Genomic DNA, 11940 nt, shown 5'->3' with positions numbered 1-11940 from the left:
AAACTCACTCCTTGGAGTCCTTTCCTGAGGACTTCTCATTCTTCTCCGTGGTGCCGGTAGTCTTTGCCGGTGCGGATTTTGTCGCAGGCTTCGCAGGTGTCGACTTCTTCGGTGGCCTTATGCCGTAGCCGAGTACCTTGAACTCTATCTTCGAACCGTCGCGGAGGTAGTAGACGTAGGTTCCGTCGGCTTTCTTCTCTATCTTGACCACGGGGAAGCGGTAGTCCCCAAAGCGCTCGTTGAGCTCTTTAACCTTGTCGGGGTGAATGGGCACCCAGTTGAAGAGCTCAAGGGCATCTCCCGTTCCGTCTGTAGTCAGTATGTAACTCTCGCTGAAACCGAGCGCTCCTGTCGGGCAGACATCCACACAGAACTGGCAGAAGGTACACCTTCCGTAGTCCACCTTAGGGTGAGGCCTCTTCTCCATCTTGCCGTCCACTTCGAGCCACGTCATCTCTATCGCTCTAGCTGGACATATCTGTCCACAGAAGTTACAGCCGACGCATTTCTTCCAGTCGAGGGTGTGGAATCCCCTGTACTTCGGAGCGGGCTCTATCTTCTCGAAGGGTATCTTTATCGTCACCGGCTTCTTGAACAGGTACTTGAGGCCCATCCAGGGCTTGACGAATGATTTCTTGAGCTTAACTTTCTCCTCGCCAACAACTCTCGCCATCTTCATCACCTGTCTATGTCGGGCGGACAGTTGTCAAGGGTCTTCAATATGACCGGAACATCTGCAAGGCGGGCACCTTTAAGCAGTTCTTCAAGCACTGTAACGCCGTGGCTCTGGCTCGGTCCGCGTATGTGGACGCGGTAGGGTTTGTGGCTTCCGTCGCTGACGACGTACGCTCCAAAGTCGCCCTTCGTTGACTCGACGTGGGCGTAGGCATCTCCCTTAGGTGGCTTGAACCTCGGCAGGGCCTTTAGACGGGCGTCCTGAACCATGTAAGGCCCGCTGGGCGGCCCCATGTCGAGGAGTTGCTCCAGTATGTAGAGGTCCTGCTCTAGCTCGTACCTCCTTACCAGAACACGTGCAAGACTGTCTCCTTCCTTCAAGATAGGAACCTCGAAGTCGAGCTGGTCGTAGAGGTAGTAGGGGTCGTCCTTCCTGACGTCGTAGGGAACGCCGACGGCCCTGAGGTTCGGACCGGTTACAGCATGCTTGAGGGCAAACTTCTTGTCCATCACACCAACGCCTTCGGTCCTCTCAAAGGTTATGTAGTTGTCAAAGAGTATCTCGTCAAAGTCCTTGAGCTTGGACTTGATGTACTCCACGGTATCGCGGAGCTGTCTCAACCAGCGGTCGCCTGGTATGTCCCTTCTCACTCCCCCTGGAACGGTGTAGATATGGTAGACTCTCCCTCCAGTGAGTTCCTCAAAGAGGCGCATTAGCCTCTCACGGTAGGCAGCAGCCCACTGACCGGGGGTGTAGAGACCTATCTCGTTTCCAAAACCCATTATCCAGAACATCCAAGCTGAAACCCTTGCCATCTCAAGAACAACGTTCCTAATCCATATAGCCCTCTCGGGAACCTCCCAGCCGACTATCTCGTCAACGGCCATCGAGTAGATGTTCTCGGGAACGTCGCTCTCGGGGACACAGATACGGAGGAGTAAAGCGATGTTGGTAAAGTAGGGCCTCTGCTCCGCTAATTTCTCAAAACCTCTGTGCAGAAAGCCAGGATTGACTATGGCCTTCTCTATCCTGTTGCCGTCCATTTTGAGGATTATGCTGAAGTTCTCGGTTGCCATGTGCTGTGGACCGAAGAACAGCTCGTAGGTGTCTTTTGCTATCGGATGAAGGTACATGTCGTGGGCCTTTGCTTCCTCCCTAAGCTCCTTCGGAACCTCTAAATTCGCCATGAGCATCACCTCAGATTACATAATTCGTCTTGCTCTCATCATACCTGTCGAAGTCCTCTCCATAGATGATCTTGACATAGCTCAGCGTGTTGAAGTCCTTTCTGAAGGGATGCTTCTCGTACTCCCTCGGCTCAAGGATGAAGGGCCCGAGCCTTGGATTGCCTTCAAAGACTATCCCGAAGAACTCGTGTGCCTCCCTCTCGTAGGTTTCAGCGACCGGCCATATGTCCATCATGGTCGGGAGCTTTGCATTTTCCCTCGGAACCCTCGTCCTGACGAAGGCATGCACGCTCTCGCTAACGCTCCAGAGCTGGTAGACAAGCTCGAACTCATTCTCTTTAAGCCAGTCAACGACGCTTATCTGTATGAGCATCTCGAAGGTTTCGCTCGCTAGTTCGAGGAACTCGTGTATTCTCTCCACTGGAACCTTGAACTCAACGCGCCTCTCCCTTCTTACGTTCCCCTCGGCGTAGGGAGCCTTCTCAAGGATGAGCTTTACGAGTCTTCCCTCCTTGGTGTCTGGAAGGGTCGGTTTTTCCTCAACGGGTTGGGCCTCAACTTTCTTAACGTTTTCATTCACAGCCATGCCAACCACCTCTTGGCTTCCCTCTCACGCCAGCCTTCGCCAAAGAGCTTGTCCTGGTTCTTTTTGTAGTACTCGTAGTTCTCCTTATAGCGCTTCCAGCCGTCGGCGGTACCGTCTTCAATCTTCCTCATGATTTCCATTATACCATCCATAACGGCTTCAGGCCTCGGCATACAGCCAGCTATTGCAACGTCAATCGGGATGTACTTGTCGAGTTGCTTGACGACGTTGTAGGAGTCCCAGTAAACACCCCCGTTAATAGGACAGGAACCGTGGGCGAGTATGTATTTGGGGTCCGGCATCATCTCGTAGGTTATGATAATTCTCTTGAGGGTCTTCGGCGTGACGTAGCCGGTAATGAGGAAGAGGTCCCCCATCCTGGGGGACGGGTTAGGCATCATACCAAAGCGTTCAAGGTCATATCTGGCATTAAATAGGGGTGGCATCTCTATACCACCGCACCCTGTACAGAACGCTACTATCCAGAGACTCTTCTTTCTCGCCCATTTGAATAGAGGCTCGAAGAGCTTGAACTCTTTGAGTTCGTAGCTTATGAAGTCCTCACCCATCTTTCACCACCCCATCGTAAGGATAACTGCTATTATTCCCAGTATGGTCGGCCACTTCCAGAAGAACTTAGCGGCCTGGTCTATTGTAAAGCGCGGGTAGATGCTGGCAACGAATATTGCTATGAAAAGCACGACTAACTGCTTGATGAGCAACTCTAGGAGGTTACTCGCTCCGCCAAGGAAGAGCACCGCGAAGAAGGCCGTCTCGGCAAATATCTGAACCGCGTGCTGGGTGAAGAGCAGTGCCGCGTGCTTGCCACCGTACTCGAGCATCGGACCCATAGAGATTTCCGCTGGGGCCGTTATGATGTCGAACGGTTCCAGACCGAGCATTGCCTGGAAGACTATGTCAAAGACTATGAAGGCCAAGAACAGGGCAGGAACCGTTATGCTCCACCCGTGAACCTGCTGGAGGGCAACGATGTTGCTGAGCTTGAAGGTTCCCCAGTGCTGAACGAGGGCTATTATGGCCAGACCGTAGGGCAACTGCATGGCCACCATGGTGAGCAGACCACGCTGGACACCGACCGCGGAATACGGGTTTCCTGAGCTCATGGCACCCAGCATTATTCCGAGCATCGGAACCTCGAGAAGGTAAGCGACGACGATTAAATCGGCGTTACTGCTGAAGAGCTGGAAGTTGGCTATTGGGATGAAGAGGAGCGCCGCTATGCTCGCTCCAAGCGCGAACACTGGGCCGAAGTCATAGACAAAGCCGTGGCTTATGCTTTCCTTTTTACCTAAGAGCTTCAGGGTGTCAATCAGGGGCTGGTAGATGGGAGGCCCAACGCGCCTCTGTATTCTCGCCATGGCCTTTCTCTCGATACCCATGAAGATGAAACCCATGAAGGTGGCGTAGATTATCATGCCTATCGTCTCGAGGGCAAGCTTCCAGTCGAACATTCACAACACCCCCCACAGCGCCAGTATAATGAGCACAACAGCTAAGTACCAGGCATAGCTCTGAACGTTTCCGTTGTAGAAGCCCTCCCTAAGCCAGTCAGCGAAGTCCTCGGCTATTCCTGCTAGTCTCTCGTAGAACCTGTCCCAGCTGTACTTGAGCCAAAAGTCGAGGGCTTCTGCAAGTGGTCTGTAGAAGTTCCTCCTTATGCTGAGGTTGTAGTCCTCTGTAACCGGGTTACCAGACTGGTAGGTGTCCGTGACGGGAACCTTTCTGGCCTTAGCACCATAAAGGAAGATTAGTCCAGCTATCGCGAGGCCCAGGATAAGGATTACCGTAACAAGGAGCGCGTTGTAGGTTCCGACAGGGGTCACCAGCTTGAAGTAGTCGCCCCCTACCGAATTTCCAAGGAACTTTCCGAGGTACTCTGTGACCAGACCGGGGGCTATACCGAAGACGAGGTTTGGAATAGCGAGTATTGCCATGCCAATGAGGAGCGGGAGCTGTGCCTCCTTAACGTCTTCAAGGTCACTCGGCCTCTGGCCGAACCAGACAGCGTAGAGGAACCTGACTACGTAGGCAAAGGCCAGTCCACTGCCAAGGAATATCGCTCCGGCAACGAGTGGCATGTGGGCCTGTATTGCCGCTTCATAGAGGAGCCACTTGCTGGCGAAGCCCGCCATCGGCGGGATTCCCGCTAAGCTGAGGACGGCTATGAGGGACATGGCAAAGGTTATGGGCATCTTCTCTGCCAGACCTCCAAAGTCTTCAAAGCGCGTCTTGCCCGTTCTCAGTATTAGGGCCGCGACCACAAGCCAGAAAAGGCCCTTGAAGACCGCGTGGCTCAGCACATGGAAGAGCGCTCCCATGAAACCAAGTGAGGTACCTACTCCAAGACCCAGCAGTATGTAGCCGACCTGACTGACGGATGAGTAAGCGAAGAGCTTCCTTATGTCCTCTTGGAGGACTGCGAGGAAACCGGCAACGACGACGGTTATCGCTCCAAGCCAGGCTATTATGTATGAAAAGACCAAGTGGTTGTGCCAGACGCCGAGGGCAGTGTAGAGCTTGGCCCCCATCAGGATGTAGAGGAGCAGGAATCCATAGGCCCCAGCCTTGCTGAGGGCACCGCTGAAGAAGGTTGTATAGCTCTGGTCAACCTCGCTGTAAGCCCCCGGCGCCCAGACGTGGAGCGGAACTGAACCGGCCTTGACACCGAAGGCAGTGATGAAGAGCAGGAACACGAGAGCGGTTAGGCTCTTGCTCATGCTTCCCAGCATAGCGTCCATGTACATAGCCTGCTTGATGGTCGCGAAGTCGAGGGCGCCGGTCTTGGCGTAGAGTATACCGATGGCTATGAGCATTGCATAGGCGCCTATAACGCTGAGCACGAAGTACTTCAGGGACTCGTGTTTGTTCCTCTTGAGTACCATCATGAAACTCGCGAAGGTCATGAGCTCCCAGAACAGGAAGAAGCTCACGAAGTCTCCGCTGAGGAAGACGCCGAGGACACCGGTGTAGCTCATTAGGGCGAAGAGCCACTCGTAGGAGTTCCTGGAAGTGCTGGCCATTCCGAAGGCCATCGCAACTCCAACGAGGGAAGCGATAACGGCAAAGTACCAGTTTATCTGGTTGAGGTTAAAGATGAGCTTGAACCCGCCGACGGTTAGGGTGTGGGTCACGGTCTCGGGGTTGCTACCCGCTATGGTCGGATAATACTTGGCTAGTATTCCGATGGGAACTAGTGCCCCTAGTATTCCAACGGTCTCGCGAACGCCCCTGATGTCAAGGGCCCAGGCTATAAAGCCAGCTATGAGAGGAGCGAAGAGCATTATTATTAGCTCGTTCATGCTCCCACCCCCATCAAGGGAACGTTCTTGATGTAGTTGGCCACGTTGAATATGTCGCTTCCGGCCTTCTGGGAAACGCTCCAGAGGTAGTTCGGGTAGATTCCTATTGCAACCACGAGTATCACCAGGGCAACAACTATGGCAACGAGGGGAACACTCTCCGAAATCCTCTCACCGTTACCCTCGAACCAGATGGCGTGGATTAGCCTGAAGTAATAGACGGCCTCGACGACGCTGGCACCCAAGACGAGGAAAGCGGCCCAAGTATAGCCGGCTTCAATTGTTGCCAAGATTATCCTGAGCTTGCTCCAGAATATGTTGAACAGTGGTATTCCCACGGCCGCCATAGAGCCGACTGTTATTCCAAGGGCTGTGAAGGGCATTTTCCTACCAAGACCCCTGAAGTTCTCAATCTCCGCCCCTCCAAGCTGTAGGGCGACGTAACCAACGCCAAGGAACAGAAGGAGCTTGATTACTGCATGGTTTATCATCTGGAAGACTCCGGCGTCAACTCCAGCCTGGGTTCCGAGGGCAAAGGCAAGGGCTATGAGTCCAACTTGGCTTATTGACGAGTAGGCTATCATCCTCTTAACGTTCCTCTGCCTCAAAGCTGAGAACTCCGCAACGACCACCGTCAGGGTGGCCATCACAACGAGGAGCTTGAGGACGTTATGCCAGGTTCCAACGGCGCTGAGGAGGTAGAGAACCCTCGCCAGAGCGTAGAGGCCGGCCTTGACGACAAAGGCGGAAAACATTGCCGTTATCGGGTGCGGTGCTGCTTGATATGCATCGGGGGCCCAGGCGTTGAGGGGGAAGAGCTCGGCCTCAACGGCAAGACCGAACACTATAAGGGCCAATCCGACCTGGGCAACCGTCGGGTTGATGTTGCCTGCGAGCTGGGCAATCTGGGCCATGTTGAGAGTCCCGGTGGCGCCGTAAATCAGGGCAACGCCGATTAGGAAGAAGCTTGACCCTATGCCACCGAGAATCATGTACTTGAGGGATGCTTCGGCGGCTTCACCTGTTTTGTTGTAGGCCGTCAAGGCATAGGCGGTTATTGCCGTTATTTCCATGAAGACGAAGAGGTTGAAGATGTCACCGGTTGCTATCATTCCAGTGGCTCCAAGCATGAGGAGCAGGAACAGCATGGCGTATTTGTCAATCGGCTCAACGTTCACAGCTTTGAAGTTGAAGACCGCCATGAGGAAGCTCGCCATGGCGACTATGAGTATGAAGAGTGCCGCGAAGTAACCGATGTAAAGGTTTATTCCAACGGGCGGCTTCCAGCCACCTGCCATTACTATAATCGGCTTTCCCGTGGAGTAGACCTGCTGGAAGACCCACGCCGCTATTCCAACCTGGAGCGCGGTGATTATGAGCACGTAGGTCTTAATGGCCTTCTTCCCGAGTCCCTTGATAAGGGGAACGAAGAAGGCACCGAGGAGAGGTAACGCTATGAGGAGTGAAGCATACTGCCCGTTCATCCTCTCAACCTCCTTATCTCCTCAATGTTGAGGGTTCCGTAATGCCTGTAGAGGACAATAACGGCACTAAGGGCCATGGCAGTTGTGGCAACGCCTATGACTATCGCAGTCAGAACGAGAGCCTGCGGAATCGGGTCAACTGCCTGGTTTGGACCTATTCCCTCGCTTAAAATCGGAGCACTCCTTCCGTAGATGTAACCTATACTGACGAGGAGCAGGTTAACGCCGGTTTCCATTATGCTTAAGCCAATAAGCATCTTGAGGATATTCTTCTTGACCAGTATCGCGTAAAGGCCTATGAGGACAAGGGAAATGGCCCCGAAGTAGAAGACGCTTATATGAGGAAGGCTCATTCGCTCACCCCCTCCTTGAGCATGTTGTCAATGATTCCGCTGAGCTCGGTGCCGACCTTGAGGCCTATGATGATGTAAATTATCGGAATGAATCCACCGCTGAAGAGCCGGCCTATGTTCTCGTGTCCCCAGCCCCAGGTCTGCCATATCCAGTCAAAGAGGAAGTAGCCACCTATCGCGAGGCCTATGAGACCTACTATGACGTAACCCATTCCTGCAATTCCTTCAGTCTTCTCGAAGGCCTTGTGCGGGATTTCGTACATGGTGAAGGCCATGTAGAGCAACAGGAAGGCGGTCGCTATAGTGGCTCCTCCTGGGAAACCTCCACCCGGGGTGAGGTGTCCGTGGATAAAGATGTACGCTCCAAAGAGTATCACGAAGGGGGCAAGGAGTCTCGTTCCGGTTGTGAGAACGATTGAACCCTCGGTCTTGGCGGTTCTCCTCTTCTTCCTCTCCCATAGGAGGGCTCCGACACCGGTTGATGCTATGAACAGCACAGTGACTTCACCGAGGGTATCGAAACCACGGTAGTTGACGACAACCGCTGTTACAGCGTTTATTGCCCCCGTCTGCTGTTTAACGTGGTTCAGGTAGTACTGGCCGACGAGCATCTTATCCTGCCCAAAGGGAACTCCCGCCAATCCCTGAGCGAGCCAGTAACCGATGATTAGAATTGTAATTATCGCGAGACCGCGCTTCAGAATGCTCACCATCTTACCCACCACCCGGGCCTCTCTTCCTCTTCGGTCTCAAAGCGCTTGGTCCTCTTAATGGCGAAGATGAATATCGCACCGCTCAGCGCGGCACCTATGGCCGCTTCAGTCATTGCAACGTCCGGAGCCTGTAGGATAAGGAACAGTATCGAGGCGAATAAGCTTACCGCCGCCATGCCAACGGCCGCAGCGAGTAAGTCCCTCCATTCAACCGCCAGTATGGCCGAGACTATCATGACGGCGACTATGATGTAGTCAATACAGGTTATGCAGTTCATTCGCTCACCTCCCCAGAGGCCTCACCTTCAATATTTTCGGCCTGTGCCTTGCTCGCGAGGTGCTCGGCGTACTTATCAACGACGCTACCGTGCCATAGCGGAATTCCGCGCTTGTAGGCGGCTCTTATAAGGGCATGAGCGCTTATTGGGTTCGTGAGAAGGAGGAACCCAGCAACCGCTATCGTCTGGACTATCCACGCCGGAGAGTAACCCTTGCCAACGGCCCAGATTCCAGTTCCTACTATGACACCCAGGCTTCCAAGAGTGGCGCTCTTCGTCGAGGTCTGCATCCTGTTGTAAACGTCTGGCATCCTGATTAGGCCGAGAGCGGACAGGAAGTAGAAGAACGTTCCTATGAGGACTAGGATTTCACCGGTTATAGCCAGGGCATTCATAGGCCTCCCTCCAGGTAGCGGGCGAAGGCTATGACTCCACCGAAAGCTAATAGCGCGTAAACCAAAGCGACACTGATGTATATCATCCTGCCGTAGTAGAGTGCAAAGAGGACCATTAACCCGGTGGTTATCGTGGTCATGATATCAACCGCGACCAGCCTGTCAACAGTTGTTGGCCCCCTGAAGACCCTGTAGGTGCTGAAGAGCGTTGCTATCGCAATCAGGGCGAGATAAATGTTAATCCCTATCATCCGAATATCACCCTCAGGAATTTTTCAAAGGGTCTGGTTATGGCCTCGGAGGCCTTTTCAACGTGCTCAGAATCGTCCTTGGCGTTGAGAACTTCATCCGGAACCCATATCCAGTGAATGAAGTAGTCTTTTCCGTCAACATCAAGGGTTATCGTTCCGGGAGTGAGGGTTATGGAATTGGCCAGCGAGAGCTTTCCGGTGTCGCTGTCGAGGATTGTTCTGCACTTGACGATTCCAGGCCTTATAGGCCTCGCCGGATGGAGAACCCTGTAGGCGACGTCGAGGTTGGCCATTATCATGGCCCACAGGAAGTAGGGTAGGTAAGCTATAGCGTAGGCGACCCTCTTTGGGTGGAGGTTCGCCAGCCCTGCTTTTGTGAAAACGTCGTACGTCAGTGCCGCAACTATTAGCGCTATAATTGCCCCGGTTATCACTTCCTGAACGTCAAGGCTTGAGGTAACCACCAGCCACAGAATAAAGAGCACGATAAAAGTGTACGCGAACTTGCTGGCGCGACTTGCTTCCTCCATACTCAACCCTCCAGCAATGACACTCATTGGGAGTGACTACTGGGGAGTTACCAACCATAACTTATAAACCTTACCTGGGAAGAAGAGAGGTTTAGAACTTTTGGTTAAAATAGGCGCCTCTAATTTGTCCCATAGTTCAGAAAAGCGTTCATGGCCGTTCGTTCTTCGATATGAGGTAACAAAATCTTTTGGAGAAAAAGGCGAAGAAGGCCAAAAAAATTCGGTTAGTAGATGGATATCCTCTTGACACCTTCGAGCTTTGAGAGCTCGTTGATAAGGTCGCCGGGTATGGGCTTTTCCGTTATTATCGTCAGCGTTGCCTCGGGATAGAGCTCGGGGTCTTCAGCAACGACCTGAACGATGTTGATGTCGCGCTCCGCTATCTTCTGAGCAATCTTGGCGAGGATTCCTATGGCCCTTGGTTCGGGCTCAATCTCGATGACGCCATAGCCGACGTGTCTTCCAACGTACTTCATATGGACAGTCGGTTCGAGGTTGGTGTAAATCTCCCTGAGCTCGGGAACCTTGAGTATCATAGCAACGGTCTCCTTTACAACGCGCCTGTCAACGTCGAGGGCCTTGGCTATCTTCGTGTATGGCACCTCTATGTCCCCTGCCTTAATCTTCATGTCATCCGAGACTTTCAGGCCATACTTCAGGAGGGTTTTGGCAATCTGTTTCCTGACAGGATACTCATCAAAATAGTGTTCAATCTTTCCCCACATGGACTATCACCCAGTTAAGTTCACCAATAGACTTTTTAATCCAATAATATTAAAATGTTTCCATGCCCGCATGCCTTCACCGGTGGAATTTAAAAATTTTTCCAGAGTTCCCTACGGATGTTTTATCCACCGCCGGCTTTTTAAACCAAAACGTGACGACACACGACCATGATAGAGCTCCGCCTTCCCCACGTTACGTTCGAAGACCTTGGAGACACAATTAGGTTAATCTGGCGTGAAACTCTCTATGCAGACTTTCCCAAAAGAGAGCTTGAGCGGGTTATAAGGAAGAAGTACAGAGTCCCCCCCGATGTGTCGGCCAGAGACGGCGCGCTGGTAATCGACACGGACTACGAAAAGGTTGAAGGATTCATTGCACTCTATATCCAGAACAACCTCGGCGCGCTTTTGAGGAATCGCTATACAAAGAGGAAAGTTCTTTACATCCACGGGGGACTCGACGTCCCGCTTCTCGGCTACAACGCCTTCGGACTTATAGACAGGGGGACAAACCTGATTCAAATCCGGGGGGTAAGCGGGTGTAATTTGAGCTGTATCTTCTGCTCCGTTGACGAGGGGCCTTATTCAAGGACGAGGAAGCTCGACTACGTAGTTGACATTGACTACCTCATGAAGTGGTTCGACGACGTTGCGAGGATAAAGGGGAAGGGTTTGGAGGCACATCTCGACGGTCAGGGGGAACCGTTGATTTATCCCTTCAGGGTTGAGCTGGTTCAGGCATTGCGAGAGCATCCAAACGTTTCTGTAATATCAATGCAGAGCAACGGGACGCTCTTAACAGATAAGCTTGTTGAGGAGCTTGCCGAGGCTGGACTCGACAGGGTGAACCTGTCCATTCACTCCCTCGACCCCGATAAAGCTAAGATGCTAATGGGCAGGAAGGATTATGACTTAGAGCACGTCCTCGACATGGCGGAAGCTCTGGTAAACGCGGGAATCGACGTTCTAATCGCCCCCGTCATAATCTTCGGAATCAACGACGATGAAGCTGAGGCCTTCATAGAGTTCGCTCGGAAGATTGGAGCCGGAAAGCGTTGGCCCGCACTCGGCTTCCAGAACTACATACCCTACAAGTTCGGGAGGAACCCGACGATAGCTAGGGTAAAGCCCTTCAAGGAGTTCTACGCTTGGCTTAGACAGCTGGAGGAGAAGACGGGAATGAGACCACTGGTCCTAAAGCCGAGCCACTTCGGGATGGAGAAGAGAGAGTTCATACCTCTAGCCTTCAGACCCGGGGAGGTTGTCAAGGCCGAAGTCGTTCTACCGGGCAGGATAGAGGGTGAAATGCTTGCCAAAGCGAGGAACAGGCTCATCGAAGTCGTTGGAACTAGGGCAGAGGTCGGGGACAGGATTAAGGTGAGAATCGTCAGGACGAGGCACGGGATTTACATCGGAACTGAAGTGTGAGAGAAACATTTTTA

The 11940-nt window shown here is 52.8% G+C and carries 15 protein-coding genes; 1 reads left to right on the top strand and 14 read right to left on the bottom strand.

From position 1 onward, the window contains the following. Nucleotides 1-4: 4 nt before the first annotated feature. From nuoI to F7B33_RS09185, 14 genes are all read right to left on the bottom strand, one after another. Nucleotides 5-673: an NADH-quinone oxidoreductase subunit NuoI gene (gene nuoI, locus F7B33_RS09250; RefSeq protein WP_297074256.1), complete on the bottom strand. Its 669-nt coding sequence runs from the start codon at nucleotides 671-673 to the stop codon at nucleotides 5-7. A 5-nt stretch (nucleotides 674-678) separates the two neighbouring features. Continuing rightward, entirely contained in the window at nucleotides 679-1863 is a 1185-nt protein-coding gene (locus F7B33_RS09245; RefSeq protein ID WP_297074255.1) for an NADH-quinone oxidoreductase subunit D, read from the bottom strand. A 10-nt stretch (nucleotides 1864-1873) separates the two neighbouring features. Beyond that, nucleotides 1874-2449, bottom strand: a complete 576-nt coding sequence (locus F7B33_RS09240; RefSeq protein WP_297064385.1) for an NADH-quinone oxidoreductase subunit C — start codon at nucleotides 2447-2449, stop codon at nucleotides 1874-1876. Continuing rightward, on the bottom strand, nucleotides 2440-3018 hold the full coding sequence (locus F7B33_RS09235; RefSeq protein ID WP_297064382.1) for an NADH-quinone oxidoreductase subunit B family protein: 579 nt from the start codon (nucleotides 3016-3018) through the stop codon (nucleotides 2440-2442). Before F7B33_RS09235 ends, F7B33_RS09240 begins: the two co-directional genes overlap by 10 nt. Nucleotides 3019-3021: 3 nt before the next feature. After that, entirely contained in the window at nucleotides 3022-3921 is a 900-nt protein-coding gene (locus tag F7B33_RS09230; RefSeq protein WP_297064379.1) for a respiratory chain complex I subunit 1 family protein, read from the bottom strand. Next, nucleotides 3922-5769 carry a proton-conducting transporter membrane subunit gene (locus F7B33_RS09225; RefSeq protein WP_297074229.1) on the bottom strand — a complete coding sequence of 616 codons (1848 nt, stop codon included), beginning with the start codon at nucleotides 5767-5769 and terminating at the stop codon, nucleotides 3922-3924. Next, nucleotides 5766-7253: a proton-conducting transporter membrane subunit gene (locus F7B33_RS09220; RefSeq protein WP_297074227.1), complete on the bottom strand. Its 1488-nt coding sequence runs from the start codon at nucleotides 7251-7253 to the stop codon at nucleotides 5766-5768. The genes F7B33_RS09225 and F7B33_RS09220 overlap by 4 nt, the downstream gene beginning before the upstream one ends. After that, nucleotides 7250-7606, bottom strand: coding sequence for an NADH-quinone oxidoreductase subunit K (locus F7B33_RS09215; RefSeq protein WP_297062107.1), 357 nt, complete (start codon nucleotides 7604-7606; stop codon nucleotides 7250-7252). Before F7B33_RS09215 ends, F7B33_RS09220 begins: the two co-directional genes overlap by 4 nt. After that, nucleotides 7603-8310 (bottom strand): Na(+)/H(+) antiporter subunit B, encoded by a 708-nt coding sequence (locus tag F7B33_RS09210; protein WP_297074254.1) that lies wholly within the window; start codon nucleotides 8308-8310, stop codon nucleotides 7603-7605. Before F7B33_RS09210 ends, F7B33_RS09215 begins: the two co-directional genes overlap by 4 nt. A 2-nt stretch (nucleotides 8311-8312) precedes the next feature. Continuing rightward, nucleotides 8313-8597, bottom strand: a complete 285-nt coding sequence (locus F7B33_RS09205) for a DUF4040 domain-containing protein (protein WP_297062108.1) — start codon at nucleotides 8595-8597, stop codon at nucleotides 8313-8315. Then, nucleotides 8594-8992 (bottom strand): monovalent cation/H(+) antiporter subunit G, encoded by a 399-nt coding sequence (gene mnhG / locus F7B33_RS09200; RefSeq protein ID WP_297062110.1) that lies wholly within the window; start codon nucleotides 8990-8992, stop codon nucleotides 8594-8596. Before mnhG ends, F7B33_RS09205 begins: the two co-directional genes overlap by 4 nt. Further along, a complete protein-coding gene (locus tag F7B33_RS09195) occupies nucleotides 8989-9243 on the bottom strand; it encodes a monovalent cation/H+ antiporter complex subunit F (RefSeq protein WP_297062112.1) in 255 nt (84 codons plus the stop codon). The genes mnhG and F7B33_RS09195 overlap by 4 nt, the downstream gene beginning before the upstream one ends. Next, complete coding sequence (locus F7B33_RS09190) at nucleotides 9240-9773, bottom strand: Na+/H+ antiporter subunit E (protein ID WP_297062114.1); 534 nt, start codon at nucleotides 9771-9773, stop codon at nucleotides 9240-9242. The genes F7B33_RS09195 and F7B33_RS09190 overlap by 4 nt, the downstream gene beginning before the upstream one ends. A gap of 224 nt (nucleotides 9774-9997) precedes the next feature. Further along, on the bottom strand, nucleotides 9998-10498 hold the full coding sequence (locus F7B33_RS09185) for a regulator (RefSeq protein WP_297062115.1): 501 nt from the start codon (nucleotides 10496-10498) through the stop codon (nucleotides 9998-10000). A 168-nt stretch (nucleotides 10499-10666) separates the two neighbouring features. Between F7B33_RS09185 and F7B33_RS09180 the strand changes: the two genes are divergently transcribed. After that, nucleotides 10667-11926, top strand: coding sequence for a radical SAM protein (locus tag F7B33_RS09180; protein WP_297074226.1), 1260 nt, complete (start codon nucleotides 10667-10669; stop codon nucleotides 11924-11926). Nucleotides 11927-11940: the final 14 nt, after the last annotated feature.

It is taken from the genome of Thermococcus sp. (assembly GCF_015523185.1).
In the GTDB taxonomy this organism is placed as follows: Archaea; Methanobacteriota_B; Thermococci; order Thermococcales; family Thermococcaceae; genus Thermococcus.
This window is presented reverse-complemented; position numbering and strand designations above follow the sequence as displayed.